The organism is Pseudomonas sp. MEJ086, from assembly GCF_030209025.1.
In the GTDB taxonomy this organism is placed as follows: domain Bacteria; phylum Pseudomonadota; class Gammaproteobacteria; order Pseudomonadales; family Pseudomonadaceae; genus Aquipseudomonas; species Aquipseudomonas fulva_A.
Genome location: NZ_JARVSV010000013.1, coordinates 1 through 17,731 on the forward strand (window position 1 = coordinate 1; position 17,731 = coordinate 17,731).

At 61.2% G+C, this 17,731-nt stretch carries 18 protein-coding genes and 1 pseudogene; 11 read left to right on the forward strand and 8 right to left on the reverse strand.

The window, feature by feature from the left end; all coding sequences use genetic code 11:
• Positions 1-489 precede the first annotated feature (489 nt).
• Both QRN22_RS09815 and aspS read right to left on the reverse strand, forming a co-directional pair.
• Complete coding sequence (locus tag QRN22_RS09815) at positions 490-1,239, reverse strand: YebC/PmpR family DNA-binding transcriptional regulator (RefSeq protein WP_042551871.1); 750 nt, start codon at positions 1,237-1,239, stop codon at positions 490-492.
• Positions 1,240-1,313: 74 nt separating this feature from the next.
• Complete coding sequence (gene aspS, locus QRN22_RS09820) at positions 1,314-3,089, reverse strand: aspartate--tRNA ligase (protein ID WP_042551872.1); 1,776 nt, start codon at positions 3,087-3,089, stop codon at positions 1,314-1,316.
• Between the two features lie 306 nt (positions 3,090-3,395).
• On the opposite strand from aspS, the gene QRN22_RS09825 reads away from it, so the two are divergent.
• The 3 genes and pseudogenes from QRN22_RS09825 (at position 3,396) to QRN22_RS09835 (ending at position 4,722) form a co-directional block, all read left to right on the forward strand.
• Positions 3,396-3,866: a Dps family protein gene (locus QRN22_RS09825; RefSeq protein WP_042551873.1), complete on the forward strand. Its 471-nt coding sequence runs from the start codon at positions 3,396-3,398 to the stop codon at positions 3,864-3,866.
• Positions 3,867-4,119: 253 nt separating this feature from the next.
• Positions 4,120-4,440 (forward strand): annotated as a pseudogene (locus QRN22_RS09830) (cold shock domain-containing protein membrane protein); the annotation flags it as partial.
• 57 nt (positions 4,441-4,497) lie between these two features.
• On the forward strand, positions 4,498-4,722 hold the full coding sequence (locus QRN22_RS09835) for a cold-shock protein (protein WP_165496028.1): 225 nt from the start codon (positions 4,498-4,500) through the stop codon (positions 4,720-4,722).
• A 58-nt stretch (positions 4,723-4,780) separates the two neighbouring features.
• On the opposite strand, the gene QRN22_RS09840 is transcribed toward QRN22_RS09835, so the two are convergent.
• The gene (locus tag QRN22_RS09840; RefSeq protein WP_042551875.1) at positions 4,781-4,987 is read right to left on the reverse strand and encodes a SlyX family protein; all 207 of its coding nucleotides are present in this window, start codon (positions 4,985-4,987) and stop codon (positions 4,781-4,783) included.
• A complete protein-coding gene (locus QRN22_RS09845) occupies positions 4,988-5,413 on the reverse strand; it encodes an HIT family protein (RefSeq protein ID WP_042551876.1) in 426 nt (141 codons plus the stop codon).
• Positions 5,414-6,088: 675 nt separating this feature from the next.
• On the opposite strand from QRN22_RS09845, the gene QRN22_RS09850 reads away from it, so the two are divergent.
• The 3 genes from QRN22_RS09850 to QRN22_RS09860 all read left to right on the forward strand — a co-directional run bounded on the left by QRN22_RS09850 (position 6,089) and on the right by QRN22_RS09860 (position 10,350).
• Positions 6,089-7,366, forward strand: a complete 1,278-nt coding sequence (locus tag QRN22_RS09850) for an OprD family porin (protein WP_042551877.1) — start codon at positions 6,089-6,091, stop codon at positions 7,364-7,366.
• A gap of 297 nt (positions 7,367-7,663) precedes the next feature.
• A complete protein-coding gene (locus tag QRN22_RS09855) occupies positions 7,664-9,379 on the forward strand; it encodes a proline--tRNA ligase (protein ID WP_042551878.1) in 1,716 nt (571 codons plus the stop codon).
• Between the two features lie 17 nt (positions 9,380-9,396).
• Positions 9,397-10,350, forward strand: coding sequence for a hypothetical protein (locus QRN22_RS09860; protein WP_042551879.1), 954 nt, complete (start codon positions 9,397-9,399; stop codon positions 10,348-10,350).
• 4 nt (positions 10,351-10,354) lie between these two features.
• On the opposite strand, the gene QRN22_RS09865 is transcribed toward QRN22_RS09860, so the two are convergent.
• Positions 10,355-10,630 carry an acylphosphatase gene (locus QRN22_RS09865; protein ID WP_042551880.1) on the reverse strand — a complete coding sequence of 92 codons (276 nt, stop codon included), beginning with the start codon at positions 10,628-10,630 and terminating at the stop codon, positions 10,355-10,357.
• Between the two features lie 4 nt (positions 10,631-10,634).
• On the reverse strand, positions 10,635-11,114 hold the full coding sequence (locus QRN22_RS09870) for a TlpA disulfide reductase family protein (RefSeq protein ID WP_042551881.1): 480 nt from the start codon (positions 11,112-11,114) through the stop codon (positions 10,635-10,637).
• Positions 11,115-11,144: 30 nt separating this feature from the next.
• On the opposite strand from QRN22_RS09870, the gene QRN22_RS09875 reads away from it, so the two are divergent.
• Both QRN22_RS09875 and QRN22_RS09880 read left to right on the forward strand, forming a co-directional pair.
• Complete coding sequence (locus tag QRN22_RS09875; protein WP_042551882.1) at positions 11,145-12,542, forward strand: cyclic-di-GMP receptor FimW-related protein; 1,398 nt, start codon at positions 11,145-11,147, stop codon at positions 12,540-12,542.
• A gap of 104 nt (positions 12,543-12,646) precedes the next feature.
• A complete protein-coding gene (locus QRN22_RS09880; protein ID WP_042551883.1) occupies positions 12,647-13,045 on the forward strand; it encodes a hypothetical protein in 399 nt (132 codons plus the stop codon).
• 354 nt (positions 13,046-13,399) lie between these two features.
• On the opposite strand, the gene QRN22_RS09890 is transcribed toward QRN22_RS09880, so the two are convergent.
• Complete coding sequence (locus tag QRN22_RS09890) at positions 13,400-14,629, reverse strand: YihY family inner membrane protein (RefSeq protein ID WP_042551884.1); 1,230 nt, start codon at positions 14,627-14,629, stop codon at positions 13,400-13,402.
• 277 nt (positions 14,630-14,906) lie between these two features.
• On the opposite strand from QRN22_RS09890, the gene arsC reads away from it, so the two are divergent.
• From arsC to QRN22_RS09905, 3 genes are read left to right on the forward strand one after another with little or no spacing between them, the layout of a single operon-like run.
• Entirely contained in the window at positions 14,907-15,260 is a 354-nt protein-coding gene (gene arsC / locus QRN22_RS09895) for an arsenate reductase (glutaredoxin) (RefSeq protein WP_042551885.1), read from the forward strand.
• Positions 15,257-15,871, forward strand: coding sequence for an NAD(P)H:quinone oxidoreductase (wrbA, locus tag QRN22_RS09900; protein ID WP_042551886.1), 615 nt, complete (start codon positions 15,257-15,259; stop codon positions 15,869-15,871). The genes arsC and wrbA overlap by 4 nt, the downstream gene beginning before the upstream one ends.
• Positions 15,855-16,265 carry a DUF2069 domain-containing protein gene (locus tag QRN22_RS09905; protein ID WP_042552063.1) on the forward strand — a complete coding sequence of 137 codons (411 nt, stop codon included), beginning with the start codon at positions 15,855-15,857 and terminating at the stop codon, positions 16,263-16,265. The genes wrbA and QRN22_RS09905 overlap by 17 nt, the downstream gene beginning before the upstream one ends.
• A 588-nt stretch (positions 16,266-16,853) precedes the next feature.
• Here QRN22_RS09905 and hda read toward each other — a convergent pair.
• On the reverse strand, positions 16,854-17,558 hold the full coding sequence (gene hda, locus QRN22_RS09910) for a DnaA regulatory inactivator Hda (RefSeq protein ID WP_042551887.1): 705 nt from the start codon (positions 17,556-17,558) through the stop codon (positions 16,854-16,856).
• Positions 17,559-17,731: the final 173 nt, after the last annotated feature.

Consider the following 17,731-nt stretch of genomic DNA (forward strand, 5'->3'; position numbering starts at 1 on the left):
ATCGATTCGCTGGCAAGCCAGCTCCTACAATTCTGAGCCTTTGCGTGGCAGATAGGTTGGGTAGACACCTGTCGTAGGAGCCCGCTTGCGGGCGATTGCGGTTACGACATTCACGCAGGTGTGTAGCGGCCGAGATCGATTCGCTGGCAAGCCAGCTCCTACAATTTTGGGCCTCTGCGCGGCAGATGGATTGGGTAGACACCTGTCGTAGGAGCCCGCTTGCGGGCGATTGCGGTTACGACATTCACGCAGGTGTGTAGCGGCCGAGATCGATTCGCTGGCAAGCCAGCTCCTACAATTTTGGGCCTCTGCGCGGCAGATGGATTGGGTAGACACCTGTCGTAGGAGCCCGCTTGCGGGCGATTGCGGTTACGACATTCACGCAGATGTATCGCAGCCGAAATCGATTCATTGGCAAGTCGACTCCTGCAGCGTGGTAGGCAGCCGGAGGTGCCGATGGCTACCTCCGGTTTCAGCCACAGCCAGGAATCAGCCGAGCTGTTCCATGATCTCGTCGGAGACTTCGGCGTTGTGGTAGACGTTCTGTACGTCGTCCAGGTCTTCGAGCATATCGATCAGCTTGAATACCTTCTGCGCGGTTTCCAGATCGGTGATCGGTGCGCTGATCGACGGGATCATGGCGATATCCGCCTCTTCACCCTTGAAGCCGGCAGCGTTCAGCGCTTCGTTCACCGCATGGAACTCGGTGAAGCTGGTCGAGACCAGCGCAGCGCCGTCATCGCCCATTTCCACGTCATCGGCGCCGGCTTCCAGTGCTGCTTCCATCAGCGCATCTTCATCGACGCCGGAAGCGAAGCCGATCTGCCCTCTGCGTTCGAACATGTAAGCCACCGAGCCATCGGTGCCCAGGTTGCCGCCACACTTGGTGAACGCATGGCGCACTTCGGCGGCGGTGCGGTTGCGGTTGTCGGTCATCACTTCGACGATGATCGCCACACCGCTCGGCGCATAACCTTCGTAGCTGAACTCGACGACGTTGTCGGCTTCGTTGTTGCCGGCACCGCGGGCGATGGCACGGTCGATCACGTCGCGGGACATGTTGTTGGTCAGTGCCTTGTCGACGGCCAGGCGCAGGCGCGGATTGTCCGCCGGGATCGGCCCGCCATGCTTGGCGGCAACGGTCAGCTCACGGATGAGCTTGGTGAAGATCTTGCCGCGCTTGGCGTCCTGGCGTCCCTTGCGGTGCTTGATGTTGGCCCATTTGGAATGACCGGCCATATTCCACTCCAGATTTTTCAGATTTCACAATGAACGAGCCCAGGTTTCCCTGGGCTCGGCATACCGTTTGGCGCTTACTCCGCCTTGGGTTGTTCGCGAAGGCGAATGTGCAGCTCGCGCAGCGATTTGCCGTCCACTACACCCGGCGCCTGGGTCATGACGCAGGCAGCGCTCTGGGTTTTCGGGAAGGCGATGACTTCGCGAATCGAGCTCGCACCGGTCATCAGCATCACCAGGCGGTCGAGGCCGAAGGCCAGACCACCATGGGGCGGTGCACCGTACTTGAGGGCGTCGAGCAGGAAGCCGAACTTCTCCTGCTGCTCGTCTTCGCTGATGCCCAGCACGCGGAACACGGTCTGCTGCATGCCCTTGTCATGGATACGGATCGAACCGCCACCCAGTTCGGTACCGTTGAGCACCAGGTCGTAGGCGCGGGACAGGGCCGCGGCCGGGTTGGCCTCGAGCTCTTCGGCCGAGCATTTCGGCGACGTGAACGGGTGGTGCATGGCGGTCAGGCTGCCGTCGTCGTTCTCTTCGAACATCGGGAAGTCGACGACCCACAGCGGTGCCCACTCGGCAGTCAGCAGGTTCAGGTCATGGCCGAGCTTGATGCGCAGCGCGCCCAGCGCATCGCAAACCACCTTGGCCTTGTCGGCCCCGAAGAACACGATGTCACCGTCGACAGCGCCAACGCGGTCGAGGATCACGTTGAGGTTCGGCTCGGCGATGTTCTTGACGATCGGCGACTGCAGACCTTCGACGCCGTTGGCGCGCTCGTTGACCTTGATGTAGGCCAGGCCCTTGGCACCGTAGTTGCCGACGAACTTGGTGTAGTCGTCGATCTGCTTGCGCGGCATGCTCGCCCCGCCCGGTACGCGCAACGCGGCAACGCGGCCTTTCGGATCGTTGGCCGGGCCGGAGAAGACCTTGAAGTCGACGTCCTTGAGCTGATCGGCAACGTCGACCAGCTCCATCGGAATGCGCAGGTCCGGCTTGTCGGAGCCGAAACGACGCATGGCTTCGGCCAGGGTCATGTGCGGCAGCTCGGCGAACTCGACGCCCAGCACTTCCTTGAACAGGTTGCGGATCATGGTCTCGGTGAGATGCATGATGTCGGCTTCGTCGAGGAAGCTGGTTTCGATGTCGATCTGGGTGAATTCCGGCTGGCGGTCGGCACGCAGGTCTTCATCGCGGAAGCACTTGGCGATCTGGTAGTAGCGGTCGAAGCCGGCAACCATCAGCAACTGCTTGAACAGCTGGGGCGACTGCGGCAGGGCGAAGAAGCTGCCGGCGTGGGTGCGGCTCGGCACCAGGTAATCACGGGCGCCTTCCGGGGTAGCACGGGTGAGGATCGGCGTTTCCACGTCGAGGAAGCCGTTCTCGTCCAGATAGCGACGGATGCTGCTGGTGATGCGCGAACGCAACTTGAGCTTCTCGGCCATTTCCGGGCGGCGCAGGTCGATGAAGCGATAGCGCAGGCGGGTTTCTTCACCGACATCGGAGTATTCGTTGAGCGGGAACGGCGGGGTTTCCGCTTCGTTCAGCACCTCCAGCTCATAGCCGAGCACTTCGATAGCGCCAGAGGCCATGTTGGCGTTGACCGCTCCGGCCGGACGCAGACGTACCTTCCCGGTGATCTTGACCACGTATTCGCTGCGCACGCGGTCAGCCTTGGCGAAGGTGTCGGCGCGATCCGGGTCGAACACCACCTGAGCCAGGCCTTCACGGTCACGGATGTCGAGGAAGATCACACCACCGTGGTCACGGCGACGGTGAACCCATCCGCAGAGGGTGATTTCCTGGCCTTCCAGGCTTTCGTTCAACTGGCCGCAATAGTGGCTGCGCATCATGGGGATAATCGCTTCTCTTGAGTCTGAAATTCATTGAACCGCGAGCCGGCGTCTTTCGTCCGATCCGGCGCTAAGCATCGCGCGGATTGGCACGGACAAGCCAGACGGTGTGTCGCTGCAGCAAAGCAGCCGATTATATATGGTTAAGCAGCACCGCGCAGCCGAGCAAGCATCCATCGACGTCACGCATAGTTTTCGCTGATCGCTGCCATTGATACAAAGCACATGGTCACTCGGGTTCACCATGATAGGCTCTGCCCATCTGCAAGGCTAAGCGCCCCATTACCACCAACAGGAGAAAAATCCATGGAAATCAACATCGGAATCGCTGAACAGGATCGCGCCTCCATCGCCGAAGGTCTGTCGCGCCTGCTGGCCGACACCTACACCCTGTACCTGAAAACCCACAACTTCCACTGGAACGTTACCGGGCCGATGTTCAACACCCTGCACCTGATGTTCGAAGGTCAGTACACCGAACTGGCGCTGGCTGTCGACGCCATCGCCGAGCGTATCCGCGCCCTGGGTTTCCCGGCGCCGGGCACCTACGCCGCCTACGCCCGCCTGTCCTCGATCAAGGAAGAGGAAAATGTGCCGAGCGCCGACGAGATGATCAAACTGCTGGTTCAGGGCCAGGAAGCGGTGGTGCGCACCGCCCGCGGGATCTTCCCGCTGCTGGACAAGGTCAGCGACGAGCCGACCGCCGACCTGCTGACCCAGCGCATGCAGGTTCACGAGAAAACCGCGTGGATGCTGCGCAGCCTGCTGGCTTCCTGATCCCCCTCGATGGCCGCCACTCTGGCGGCCATCATTCATTCCCGCCTCCATATTCGCGCAACAACCGCACACTATCGCAGCGCTGATTTGAGAAGCCCCCTCCTTTGCTGTTAAATACGCCCCGTGCCGTCATGCCGAGCCTTCGGAAGACGCATAGGCTGGCCCTCTCGTTTATTCCATCGCCCTTACGTCACGGCAAATCGCGTGGAGCCAGCTCTTCCTGGTGATCCTTTATCAAGTGAGTGCGTTAAACATGTTGAAAATCGTCCACCTGCTGGTGGGGCTTTCCGCCCTGCTGTTATCCACCACACCCAGCCTGAGCGACCACGCCCAGCCGTTCCTGCAACATGCGGACGCCCTGTGCCTGGCTCTCTTCGGCTTTCTCAATCTACTGCTGGCCACTCAGTTCCCGATCTGGCACAACAACCTGCGTCAACAACTGCAAAACCTGGTGTGCGCCCTGCTGATCCTCGGCACACTGCTGCAAGCACTGATTCTGCTTGCACCGCTGCCCTTGATCGCCGAGCAGCCAGCTCTTCTGTTCAGCCTGCTGATCATTTCCATCGCTGTCGCCCTGCATCTGGCGACCAATCTGCGCTTCGACAGGCAGAAAACCTCCGTACCACAGGACCTGGGTGATCGCGAGACCGGTACGGTCAAGTGGTTCAACACCTCCAAGGGTTTCGGCTTCATCTCCCGCGATGTGGGCGAGGACATCTTCGTGCACTTCCGCGCCATTCGCGGCGAAGGCCATCGCGTTCTGGTCGAAGGCCAGCGCGTCGAGTTTTCCGTGATGCAGCGTGACAAGGGCCTGCAGGCTGAAGACGTGATCGCGGCGTTGCCGACCCGACGCTGAATCACCGCACAAAGAAAAGCCCGCAGCGATGCGGGCTTTTTGGTTTTCGAGGCATGCACTAATAATGAGGCGGCGGCGCCTCATCCTGAGCACTGCCGAAGGGGCTGACCTCGTCCTGCCGCTTGGCCAGCGCCTGCATGTGCAGTTGCAGTCGCTCGATGAGTTTTTGCTGCTCCACGAGCGCATCGTTGAGCGCCTGGATGGTGTCGTCCTGAAACGCCTGACGGCTCTCCAGTTCGACGATGCGATCTTCCAGAACCTTCATTCATGCATCCCCTGCACGAAACTGCCCCGGCATGACCGAACGCAGCCTTTCACGCAGAGCGGACACCTGCTCCGGCTGGTAAGGCTTCGCCGGGTGGCGACCCCACACGGGAGCGGGCCAGGCATCATCGCCGCGGTAACGCACGATCACGTGCATGTGCAACTGACTGACCACATTACCGAGGGTGGCGATATTGATCTTGTCCGCCTTGAAGGCATCCTTCAGCACCTCGGCAAGCAGCGCGGTTTCCGCCCACAGGGCACGCTGATCATCGGCATCGAGCTGGAACACTTCGCTGACATCCTCCCGGCGCGGAACCAGAATGAACCACGGATAGCGCGCATCGTTGCTGAGCAGCAGACGGCTCAGAGGAAATTCCCCGAGCACGAAAGTGTCCTGCTGCAGGCGTGAATCCAGAACGAACATCAACTCACCACTCGACGTAAAAGGTAGCCACCGAACGAGCGTCGGCGACCGAAACAAGGGCGGCCAGCATACCGGGCATCTGGCGAAAATTTAACCCTGGCAGTGATGCACCAAAAAGTCGCAGAGCCCCCGCAAGAAATTTTCAACACGCACCATATTGTTTCCCAAAGTAAACATTGCTGGAACAGCCGAGACCTTAATTAAAACTCATTATCAAGAAAACCCACCCAAAGATTCCTACCTACTAATAAGCTTCCTAAGTACCGCGCTGAAAATGACAACTTTAGGTCGAAAATTTGTATTTTCATTCCGCAAAACGACCTATTTAGACGCACTGGCCTATTTATTCGGCGGCATGGGCAATTTGAGCACGAGTCTTGCTTTAAAGCCTGCAACGCTCCTGTTCAGGGCAACGTGGTAACGTCACCGCGCCTGATCAAGAGCTGAAAAATAGTCGGCAGGTGCTGCACGAGTGGAGATGCTTGAGATTGCGACGTACCTCCTAGCCGCTTTGCGACAAAAGCAGAGGAGTGCGACCAGTGGATAGATTGAAACTATCGCCATACAAAGCGCCGTGCTATAAGTTCCATCCGACACAAAAAGAAATAGAGCTGCTCTCCATAACAACCAACTGAGCAGTGGAACTACTCTTCTAAACCAAAGGAGCAAATCACGATGCGAGTGATGAAGTGGAGCGTAATCGCCCTGGCAGTAGCCGCGGGTACCTCTCAAATGGCAGTGGCTTCGGACCAGTCCGAATCCAAGGGTTTCGTCGAAGACAGCAGCCTGTCGCTCCTTGCGCGCAGCATGTACTACAACCGTGATGCTCGGAACGGCGCCGGCTTCAACCGCCAAGCTGATGGCAGCTTCAAGAGCGGTTACGCAGAAGAGTGGGGCGCCAGCGCCCGTGCCATTTACGAATCCGGCTTTACTCAAGGTACCGTTGGTTTCGGCGTGAATGCTTATGCCGGCGCTCTTTGGCAACTGGACACTGGTAGCGGTCGCCGCGGCGTCAACATGTTCCCGCGAAACGAAGGTAAAGACCTGAGTATCGCCAACGCTGCAGTCAAGGCTCGCTTCTCCAACACCGTAGTGACCTACGGCTCGCAAATGCCTGCCCTGCCGGTCCTGGCTTACGATGACGGCCGCCTGCTGCCGGAAACCTTCGAAGGCACCATGATCACCAGCACCGAGATCGAAGGTCTCGAACTGAATGCCGGTCGCTTCACCGCGCAAAACGAAATGCGCCAATCCAGCCGCGACAGCATTAGACTGAAGTCTATCAACGTATTCGGTGGTTCTTACTCCTTCACTGACGATCTGAGCGCTGCTCTGTACCACAGCGACCTGGAAGATCAGTACAAGCGTAACTACGCCAACCTGAACTACAATCTGCCGCTGACCGAAGAACAGGCTCTGAGCTTCGACTTCAATATCTACGACAGTGATTACGATCGCGAAGTTGGCGGCGGCGACAACACCATCTGGAGCCTGGCTGCCAAATACAGCGTTGGCGCTCATGCCTTCACCATCGCTCACCAGCGCAACACCGGCAGCCAAGGCTTCCTGTATGGCAACGGCGACGGCGGCGGCTCGATTTTCGTAGCCAACAGCTTCCTTTCCGACTTCAACCTGGAAGACGAGCGCTCCTGGCAGGCCAGCTACGACATCAACTTCGCTTCGTACGGTGTTCCAGGCCTGGCATTCAAAACCGCTTACATCTGGGCTGACAACATCACTTCCCGCGAAGACGGTGTGATCACCAATACCAACGGTAAAGAGCACGAGTTCTTCAACCAGGTTGCATACACTGTTCAGAGCGGCGCAGCCAAGGACCTGTCCTTCCGCCTGCGTGCCTCTCTGCTGCGTGCCAACTCGGCAGTTAGCGACGTCAACATCGCTGACACCAACGAAGTCCGCTTCTACGTGAACTACCCGCTCAGCGTTCTGTAATCTCGCGCAAGCCTGATAACGGTTCAGAAAACCCGGCTTCGGCCGGGTTTTTTATTGACTGAAAGAAACCCTCGAGGCGAGTCAGCCACGAACAGCACATTGAACCAGCCAGAGATCGACTCCAGACGCCTACAAGTGCACCAATATGGAATGCACGAGCAGACGTGACGCCCCGCCTTGACGCACAAGCCTGACTCCCATCCCTCACGGGTATTCTGCGTCCTGTACGCCACAGAGCTGTCGCCGTACAATGCCGAGCCATAAAAATCCCCTTTGCAACCGACAGAACGGCCCATCATGCGTACCAGTCAGTTCCTGCTTTCGACCCTCAAAGAAACGCCTTCCGATGCTGTCGTCATCAGCCACCAGCTGATGCTGCGCGCCGGGATGATCCGCAAGCTCGCCTCCGGTCTCTATACCTGGCTGCCGATGGGCCTGCGCACCCTGCGCAAGGTAGAGAAGATCGTGCGTGAAGAGATGGACGCTGCCGGTGCTCTGGAAGTGTTGATGCCCGCCATTCAGCCTGCCGAACTGTGGCAGGAGTCCGGTCGCTGGGTGCAGTACGGCCCGGAACTGCTGCGCGTGAAGGATCGCCATGACCGCGAGTTCTGCGTTGGCCCAACCCACGAAGAGGTCATCACCGACCTGGCCCGCAACGAGCTGAACAGCTACAAGCAGTTGCCGTTGAACCTGTACCAGATCCAGACCAAATTCCGCGATGAAATCCGCCCGCGCTTCGGCTTGATGCGTGGCCGTGAGTTCATCATGAAGGACGCCTACTCCTTCCACGCCGACCAGGCTTCCCTGCAGCAGACCTACGACCGCATGCACCAGGCCTACTGCAATGTCTTCACCCGCCTGGGCCTGAACTTCCGCCCGGTAGTGGCCGACAACGGCTCGATCGGTGGCGCCGGTTCCCACGAGTTCCACGTGCTGGCCGACTCCGGCGAAGATGACATCGTGTTCAGCAATGTCTCCGACTACGCTGCCAACATCGAAAAGGCAGAAGCGATTCCTCGCGAGACCATTCGCCCGGCAGCCGCTGAAGAACTGCGCCTGGTCGACACGCCAAACGCGAAAACCATTCAGCAACTGGTGGATGGCTTCGATCTGCCCATCGAGCGCACCATCAAGACGCTGATCGTGCACGCCGAAGAAGAGGGCAAGCTGATCGCGCTGATCATCCGTGGCGACCACGAGCTGAACGAGATCAAGGCAGGCAACCAGCCGGGCGTCGCCAGCCCGCTGGTAATGGCCTCGGATGCCGAACTGCGTGCCGCCATCGGTGCTGGCGCCGGTTCTCTGGGCCCGCTGAATCTGCCGCTGCCGATCATCATCGACCGCTCGGTAGAGCTGATGAGCGATTTCGCCATCGGTGCCAACATCGACGACAAGCATTATTTCGGCGTCAACTGGGAGCGCGATCTGCCCGTGCCGACCGTTGCCGACCTGCGCAACGTGGTGGCCGGCGACCCGAGCCCGGACGGCCAGGGCACCCTGGAAATCAAGCGTGGCATCGAAGTCGGGCACATCTTCCAGCTGGGCAGCAAATACAGCGAATCGATGAACTGCCAGGTGCTGGGCGAGAACGGCAAGCCGGTCACCCTGAGCATGGGCTGCTACGGCATCGGTGTTTCCCGCGTGGTGGCAGCTGCCATCGAACAGAACTCCGACGAGCGCGGCATCATCTGGAACGACACCCTGGCGCCCTTCCAGATCGCTTTGGTGCCGCTGCGTTACGAGACCGACGCGGTGCGTGAGGCGACTGACACGCTGTATGCGGAGCTTACCGCTGCCGGCTTTGACGTATTGCTCGACGACCGTGACAAAAAGACCAGTCCGGGCATCAAATTCGCGGACATGGAATTGATCGGCATCCCGCATCGCATCGTGGTCAGCGACCGCGGTCTCGCCGAAGGCAATCTGGAATACAAGAGCCGCGTGGAAACCGAGGCTCAGCCGGTTGCCGTTGCCGATGTCCTGTCGTTCATCCAGAACCGTATCCGCCGCTGACCCGCCAAAGAGCCGTCATGTTCAAGCGAAGCACCTTACGCCTCGTCGGCGCCACTACCTGTGGCGCCCTGCTCCTCACTGGCTGTGCCAATCATTTGCCACAGCGCAGCGAGCACGAGGAGCGCATCGAGCGCAAACTGTTGAGCCACAGCCTGCAGATCGACGTCGGCCAGCCTCAGGTCCTGGAGCTGCCGCAGCGTCGTGTGCGGGTGCACGAGCAGAAGGTCTTCGAGGTGACGCCCTTCGAGGTCACGCGCCACTACGATCGCTACACACCGTATCAGCCCTGGCGCGAAATCTACGAGGTGCCGCTGGGCGCGGTGGCCATCGTTGGCGGCGTTGGCGCCAACGTGCTCAACGTGGTGGCCCTCGGGCGCTTGCCGGATACAGCGACCAAGGACTGGATCAGCTACGGCGTGGCGGGCATCAATCCGTTCATGAACGTCGAGTCCAACGGCCGCTCGCAACAGAACCTGGCGGGTATCGATGAAAAACGTCAGGACACCCGTACCGAATACTCCAGTTTGCCGTGGGCCGAGCGGCCGGTGCTGATCAAGGCCGGCGACCAGACCCACGAACTACTGACCGATCGCAACGGCGTGCTGCGCCTGAACCTGCTCGACGGCCCCTTCGCCGATCAGGACATCGCCCGTATCGGCACGCTGCTGCTGACGGTGAACGACGATCAGGACTCGACCAGTGCCGAGGCCACGTTGCTGGTCAGCCGAACCCTGCGCGGCAAGCTGCGCGAGGCCCATGACCTGATCTATGACGATCTCGAAGGCGCGGAAGTCGAGCAGTGGGTACATCGGGTCAAGCGCCTGTCCGAACTGGGCCTCGAAGAAGAAGCCAGCGAGCTCGAACAGAGCCTGATCGAACTGACGCGCAACGACCCGGAACTGCAGGCGGCGTTTCTCAAGTCACTGACCGATGATGCAGGACGGCTGGTCGCCGATCCCGGCGAAGATTAAGCACTCACCGGCGCACGACGAAATCCGTGTGCCCTTGCCAGGGCTGCTCCTGCAGCTCGAGCTCGGTCACCCTGGCCTGCGGCGGCCCACTTTTCAGCCAGCTCGCCAACGCGCGAACAGCAGCCGGATCGCCTTCGAAGGACACTTCGACCCGGCCAGCACCGAGGTTACGCACCCACCCACACAGCCCCAGACGGACGGCCTCGGCCGCGGTGTCCTGGCGAAAACCAACGCCTTGAACGCGCCCCGTCACATGGCCGTGCACACTCGAACCGGTCACTGCTCTATCCTTCCTGACGCAATGCAGCGAGGCGCGCCTTGAGCCCCTCGGCATTCTGCTCGCCAAGCAACCGCTCGCGCACCTTACCCTTGTCGTCGACGATATAGGTCACCGGCAGTGCATCACTGGGTGGCAATCCGTAACGCTCGGCGGGGTCCTTGGCCAGCACGGTGAACTCGATGCCCAGCGCCTCGGCGGCACGGGTGAGCTCATCACCCTGCAAGCCATCGAAGTTGACACCGAACACACTTACCGCCTGTTTCTCCAGCTCCGGGCTCAGCGCATTCAGCTCGGGGATCTCGGAACGGCAGGGGCCGCACCATTCAGCCCAATAATTGATGACCAACCACTGGCCTTCAAGGCGCTCAGCCGCTACCTTTCGCCCATGCTGGTCGACACCGAAGTCATCCCCGCATCCCGCCAGCGCCAATCCGGCGACGAGCACCATCATGATCCGAATGACTGACTGGAGTCGCTTTACCATGGAAACGGTCCTCATACCGGTAGGGTTGCTATGACACTGGATGCCTTGCAGCTCGACGTACCCGACGCGCAGCAGACCAAATCGACTACCCAGGCCGAACTGGCCGAGCGGCTCGACGCGGCTCGCCAGCAGCCCGTGCAAGCCGGACTGCAGGAGGCGCAAGCATTGCTCGCACGCCTCAATCGCAGTGCAATGACCTTACTCGAAAGGCAGCGCACGCTGCAAAATTTCAGCGATGAATATCGTCATTACAGCGCCGCCGAACACGACGTGCCTTCGGTGCAGTTGCTTGCGCTGTGCAGCGAGCTGGCCATCGGCTTCAAGCGCCTGTTGCTGCAAATATTCCAGGGGCACAAGCCGTCTCGCCCTCACCTGGCTTGGTGCCTGTACATGGCCCAGCACTTCATTGCCCAGACGCTGCTGCGCAACTATCAGCAGTACCGCGAGCCCGCCGCCGAACTGTGGCGCGACAGCCACCTGTTGTACTGGCTCGGCGAGCAGCAGGACTGCCTCGACGAACCAGTGGCGGCGGCCTTCCTGCCAACGCCTGCCGACACGTTGCGCGGCCTCTACCAGCAAATGCTGTTGCTGGCCCTGAGCAATCCGCCCCACCTGCTTCCCGAAGAAAGCGAGCGACTGTTCGCGGCCCTGGCACCGCTGGCAGCGACTGCCCGGCTGTTGCCCTGGGATGTGGAGGACAAATCCGAAGGCGCGCTGATCGATCTGGCTCGCGCCCAGCCCTGCCTGACCTATCTGCAACGACCGGAAGCCGGCTCGGATACGCTGCGTCGCCTGGAGCTGGGCGCACTGCAGGTGGCGCTGAGCGAGCCTGCACCCTTGCAGAGCAGCGCCGAGCGTGAGCTGCTCGAACGGGTACAACAGCACTGGTACGGCAACAATCAACGCCGCCACCTGCGTACACCGCAGCAAAGCGATTGCCGGCTGGCGATTGGCGTACCGGCCATTCATGCGCAACTGCTCGAGCAACGTCCGCAATGCACGCCGGGGCAGATCCTCGATGTCGGCCCCGGCGGCGCGCGCCTGCTCTGCTCCGCCCAGGCAGCGAGCACATTGCCCATCGGCCAGCTGGTGCTGCTGATCGCCGAGAGCGACGTCCTCGCGCTGGTCTGCTGGCGGCACCTGAATGCCGAGGGCCTGCATCTCGGCCTGCGCTACCTCAAGGGGCTGGCGCAACCGACCTGGCTCAGGCGCACACCCAGCAGCCAGCCCCACCTCGGCATCCTGCAGAGCACACCAAAGCCCCGCAACGGCTGGCACCAGGGCCTGTGGGTGCCACGCAACCAGTTCGCCGACGAAGAGAATCTCTGGCTGCAGCTACCCAACGCGGTCAGCCAGAACCAACTGCAACTGCCACCCTGCAATCTGGCCAGCGCCACGGTTAGCCGCCACCCGCTCGAACTGCCATAAATGAGAGACAGGTCACACCGAACGCCGGCCTGGCGCACAGTCTTGCAACAGGTCGGCTCTTTATACTTTCGCGCTGACGTCCTTTTGCAGCCAGGGAAAGCCCCATGCCCAACGCTCACGACACGCTGATCGGCCACGTACCCTCGCACCTCATCGAGGGTGCGCACTTGCAACTCACCGCTTACGAAGGCCGGGTGGCCGAATTCAACATCGCTGCCTGGTTGCACCTGCCAGGTCAAGCCAACAGCCTGGTCTCGCTGCAGGTCAGCTATCGCGACGGTGGTCAGCTGCGCTCGGTGAATCTGGATCATGCCAAGGTGGGCGCCCAGGACAGAATCCTTCTGTCAGGCATCGCGCGCCTGGCCGTTTCGCAGCGCATCGAGGACATGCAGATTCGCCTGCGCACGGCGTTGCCGCGAATCGAGGTGAAGGTCGAAGAGCTATTCGTCCAAGCCGTCGAGCCGGCGATAGCGCAAACGCAAGGAAATCAGGCGAACGCCTGACTGGCGGGTGCATCGGTGCCTGGCTCTGCGGGACTCGAAGGTGCCGCCGTTGGCGCCCCCATTCGCGCGTTGCAAACGAGAGACTCGGGCCAGCGGCTGAACGTGAGCCCGGTGATGCGATTCAGGCTCTCCAGCGCGGCCCTACTATCTCGCGGATGAAGCATGACGACCTTCTCTGTGGCGTTACTCATGGCATGCATTCCCCGACCCGGCTATCGACAACCTATTGAGTATGGCACTTAGCCAGAATCATGCCATTGTGCTGACGCCAGTTAAACGTCGAAACAACAGGGACTTTACCGAGTTTCGCCACCGCCCCCTGCCAGAATGGGCGCGCAACTAACGCGCAATCTGTCATTTTTTGTCACCTCCGCCCCCTTCGAGCCAGTGCGCCAGGCTGTCACCGAACAGCAGCGTCTGCTCCTCGTGCAGACGCTGCAGCGCCTGGCGCAACGCGGGATACCAGGGCTCGTCCAGCTCTGCCGGCAACTGATTGAGATGCGGCAGCGGCCAGGGACTACGTTCCAGCAACTGCTGCAACGAGTAGTGGCCAAGATCGCGACAGAGCATCCAGCTGTCTCCGCCCGTACAGGCAACCAGACGCTGGTTCTCCAGAAAGCTCAACACCTCCTCCCATTCATGCCCAGGCAACAGCCAGCCCTGCCGCTGCACATCACGGTGACGCACCTTCAGCCCCGTACGCTGCCGCGCCTGGAAGACTCGCAGAATACCCAGCAACACCAGCACGCGAGGCATCGCCTGCTTACGCCAGTGGTGGGATACGCCGAGGTTGCACACCAGTTCGGCGCCGACGAGCACGATCAGCCAGGACATGTAGATCCACAACAGAAACAGCGGCACCGTGGCGAACGCCCCGTAGATCAATTGATAACCTGGAAACAGGCGCACGTAGATGCCGAAAAGTGCCTTGGCAAGTTCCAGCAATATCGCCGTGAAGAGGCCACCCCAGAACGCATGCCGCAGGGGCACTCGCGCATTGGGTACAGCGGCGTAGAGCAACGTGAACGCTGCGACGCTGAATAGCAGTGGCGTGAAACGCAGCAAAGTCTTGGCACCGACGACCGCATCCGGCCCGCTGAGCAGCGAAAGCGAGGCGATGTAGGTGCTGACGGCAAAACCGGCGCCGAGCAGCATCGGCCCGAGACTGAGAATCGCCCAGTACAGCAGGAAGGTCGAAATACCCCGGCGCGGCTGCCGAACCCGCCAGATGGTGTTGAAGGTACGCTCGATGGTCACCAGCATCCAGAACGCCGTCACCGCCAGTACCGCGACGCCGATCCAGGTCAGTTGACGTGCCTGAGTGGTGAAATCGCTCAGGTATTCCTGCAGCGCCTCACCCGCCGAGGGCACGAAGTTGTGGAATATGAACGCCTGGATCTGCTCGCCACTGCCCTGGAAAGCGGGAACCGCAGACAGCATGGCAAAGGTGACCGTCATCATCGGCACCACAGCGAACAGCGTGGTGTAAGTCAGTGCGGCGGCATTGTCGGCACCGCGGTTTTCGAAAAACCGATGCCAGAGAAATCGCACGAACTCCCACCAGTCGCGCAAAAGTTGCTGCATACCTACCTCTCGGAACCGATCCATATCTCGCGAACTACCGCCCTGCAGACATCACGCTCAGCACGGCGTCAGTACGCCGCGCCAGTGAATCGAAAAGCCGGGTAGCGTTGAGGCCGAGGCCCCTGAAACCAAGCCGAAATCGGGCAAGGGCGATGCAGCCGACGCATAACAGACGCTGAGCGCGCACTTAGGTTCGGATCCATTGACGCACCTGGTTCAGCGCAGGGCGCCTACGTGGTTAGAATAGCGTTCACCTGCCGCCAGAAGCGACCCTCTCATGACCGACCTGACGCTCTACCATAACCCGCGCTGCTCCAAATCTCGCGGAGCGTTGCAACTGCTCGAAGAGCGCGGTGTGCAACCGACGGTGCTGCTGTATCTGGATACGCCTCCCAGCGCCACGCAGTTGCGCGATGTGCTGGCCAAGCTGGGCATCCCGGCGCGGCAACTGCTGCGCAGCGGCGAAGACGAGTACCGCGAACTGAATCTGGCGGACGAAACCCTCAGCGAAGCGCAGCTGCTCGAGGCCATGGCCGCTCACCCGCGCCTGATCGAACGACCAATCCTGATCGCCGGCGACCGCGCCGTGATCGGCCGCCCTCCCGAGAACGTCCTGGACCTGCTGCCATGAGCAATGACTACATCCTCGTGCTGTATTACAGCCGACATGGCGCCACTGCCGAGATGGCTCGCCACATCGCCCGAGGCGTGGAGATGCAAGGCATGGAGGCGCGCTTGCGCACCGTCCCCGCCGTATCTGCCGAGTGCGAAGCGGTGAGCGCTGCCATTCCGGTCGAGGGCGCGCCCTACGCCAGCCTCGACGACTTGAAGAATTGCGCTGGCCTGGCCCTGGGCAGCCCAACCCGCTTCGGCAACATGGCCGCACCGCTGAAGTACTTCCTCGACGGCACCAGCAACCTGTGGCTGACCGGCAGCCTGGTCGGCAAACCAGCCGGCGTATTCACCTCCACCGCCAGCCTGCATGGTGGCCAGGAGAGCACGCTGCTGTCGATGCTGCTGCCGCTGCTGCACCACGGCATGCTGATCACCGGCCTGCCGTATAGCGAGTCGGCCTTGGTCGAGACGCGCGGCGGCGGCACGCCCTATGGCGCCAGCCATCACGCAGGCGCCGACGGCAAGCGTGCGCTGGACGAGCATGAAATCACCCTGTGCCGCGCCTTGGGCCAACGCCTGGCGAGCATCGCCGCCACACTGGGAAATGACCGTGGGCAGAACCGCTAAGCCACTTCCCAGCATCGACTGGCTGCTGCCGCGCCTGCGCCTGTGCCGCTACCTGAGCCTGGCCAGCTTTCTGGGGCTGGCGGCGCTGCTGCTGATCTGGAACCTGGGTTACGCAGCGGTGCCCAGTTCGCTGTTGTGGGCGGTGCTGGCATTCCAGATGCTGCCATTGCTGCTGCTTGCACCAGGCATCATCGGCGGTCATCCGCGAACGCATTCCTGGGCCTGCTTCGTGGTCAACCTGTATTTCATCCAGGGCGTGCTCGCAGCCTTCGACCCGTCCAAACAACTGTTCGGCTGGCTGGAAATCATCCTCAGCCTGAGCCTGTTCACCAGCGCGCTGTTCTACACCCGCTGGTGCGCGCAGTACCAGCGCATCGGCGCTGCCGGGGAATAGAATCGCCCGCAAGCGGGCTCCTATGTGACTGGTATCAATGCAGCCCTGTAGGAGCCGGCTTGCCGGCGATATGGTCAGCACGCCACGGACTCGGCTGGATACCTGCAATCGCATCGCCCGCAAGCGGGCTCCTACGTGGCTAGCACCGATGCAGCCCGTAGGAGCCGGCTTGCCGGCGATATGGTCAGCACGCCACGGACTCGGCTGGATACCTACTGCCGCATCGCCCGCAAGCGGGCTCCTACGTGGCTGGCCCCGACAAAGCTCTGTAGGAGCCGGCTTGCCGGCGATATGGTCAGCACGCCGCGGATTCGGCTGGATACCTGCTGCCGCATCGCCCGCAAGCGGGCTCCTACGTGACTGGTGCCGATAAAACGGTGTAGGAGCTGGCTTGCTGGCGATTGCTCAGCACGCCACGGATTCGGCTGGATACCTGCAATCGCATCGCCCGCAAGCGGGCTCCTACGTGACTGGTATCGATGCAGCCCTGTAGGAGCCGGCTTGCCGGCGAATAGTCAGCCTGCCGCGGATTCGGCTGGATGCCTGCAGTCGCATGGTTCGGCAAACGGGCAAGAGCCCCGACGCCGACTACCAGCCCAGGGTTTCTTTCAGGAAGGGAATGGTCAGCTTGCGTTGGGCCTGCAATGAGGCCTGATCGAGGCGTTCGAGCAGTTCGAACAAGGCGCTCATGCTGCGCTCGCCACGGGTGAGGATGAAGCGCCCCACGTCGTCGCTAATATGCAGCCCGCGCCGCGAGGCGCGCAATTGCAGCGCGCGCAGCTTGTCTTCATCGGACAGCGACTGCAGCTGGAATACCAGTGCCAGGGTCAGACGTGATTTCAGGTCGGGGAGCTTGATCGGCAACTCACGAGGCGAAGCGTTCGCTGCCAGCAGCAAGCGGCGGCCGCTGTCGCGCAGGCGGTTGAACAGATGGAACAGCGCTTCTTCCCAGATACGCTGACCGGAGGCTGCTTCGAGGTCGTCCAGGCAAACCAGCTCGAACTGCTCGAGATTGTCGAGAATCTCCGGGCCGTACTGCACCACCTCGGCCAGCGGCAGGTAAACGGCACGCTCACCAAGCTGCTCGAAACGCAGGCAGGCGGCCTGCAACAGATGGCTGCGACCGACACCCTCACCGCCCCACAGGTAAATCAGGCTCTCCGTCCAGCCAGCATCCGCTTCGCACAGGCGCTCGACATACCCCAGGGCTGCGGCATTGGCGCCCGGGTAGTAATTGGCGAAGGTGGCGTCGTCACGCAGACGCACACCCAAGGGCAACTGAATCGGTTTCATGCTGGGGGGAAGGCTCGTCGGAGCCAGATCGAGGCTCTGGATAAAGGTGGCAAAGTCTATACCCTTGGAGGCGCCCTGTCATTGACGTACTTTCCAAGGCAATACAAGGGTTTAGGCAACCAGAGCGGTACCGCGCCAGGTTTCCAGCGAGACGCCGGTACCTGGCAGCGGCC

Bases quoted from the DNA above. Each gene is read 5' to 3' on its own strand.
- QRN22_RS09815 (WP_042551871.1), bottom strand. From the start codon at position 1,239: ATGGCCGGTCATTCCAAATGGGCCAACATCAAGCACCGCAAGGGACGC.
- arsC (WP_042551885.1), top strand. From the start codon at position 14,907: ATGACCGACCTGACGCTCTACCATAACCCGCGCTGCTCCAAATCTCGC.
- QRN22_RS09875 (WP_042551882.1), top strand. From the start codon at position 11,145: ATGACACTGGATGCCTTGCAGCTCGACGTACCCGACGCGCAGCAGACC.
- QRN22_RS09845 (WP_042551876.1), bottom strand. From the start codon at position 5,413: ATGTTCGTTCTGGATTCACGCCTGCAGCAGGACACTTTCGTGCTCGGG.
- hda (WP_042551887.1), bottom strand. From the start codon at position 17,558: ATGAAACCGATTCAGTTGCCCTTGGGTGTGCGTCTGCGTGACGACGCC.
- QRN22_RS09855 (WP_042551878.1), top strand. From the start codon at position 7,664: ATGCGTACCAGTCAGTTCCTGCTTTCGACCCTCAAAGAAACGCCTTCC.
- QRN22_RS09840 (WP_042551875.1), bottom strand. From the start codon at position 4,987: ATGAAGGTTCTGGAAGATCGCATCGTCGAACTGGAGAGCCGTCAGGCG.
- wrbA (WP_042551886.1), top strand. From the start codon at position 15,257: ATGAGCAATGACTACATCCTCGTGCTGTATTACAGCCGACATGGCGCC.
- QRN22_RS09870 (WP_042551881.1), bottom strand. From the start codon at position 11,114: ATGGTAAAGCGACTCCAGTCAGTCATTCGGATCATGATGGTGCTCGTC.
- QRN22_RS09825 (WP_042551873.1), top strand. From the start codon at position 3,396: ATGGAAATCAACATCGGAATCGCTGAACAGGATCGCGCCTCCATCGCC.
- QRN22_RS09850 (WP_042551877.1), top strand. From the start codon at position 6,089: ATGCGAGTGATGAAGTGGAGCGTAATCGCCCTGGCAGTAGCCGCGGGT.
- QRN22_RS09890 (WP_042551884.1), bottom strand. From the start codon at position 14,629: ATGCAGCAACTTTTGCGCGACTGGTGGGAGTTCGTGCGATTTCTCTGG.
- QRN22_RS09880 (WP_042551883.1), top strand. From the start codon at position 12,647: ATGCCCAACGCTCACGACACGCTGATCGGCCACGTACCCTCGCACCTC.
- QRN22_RS09860 (WP_042551879.1), top strand. From the start codon at position 9,397: ATGTTCAAGCGAAGCACCTTACGCCTCGTCGGCGCCACTACCTGTGGC.
- aspS (WP_042551872.1), bottom strand. From the start codon at position 3,089: ATGATGCGCAGCCACTATTGCGGCCAGTTGAACGAAAGCCTGGAAGGC.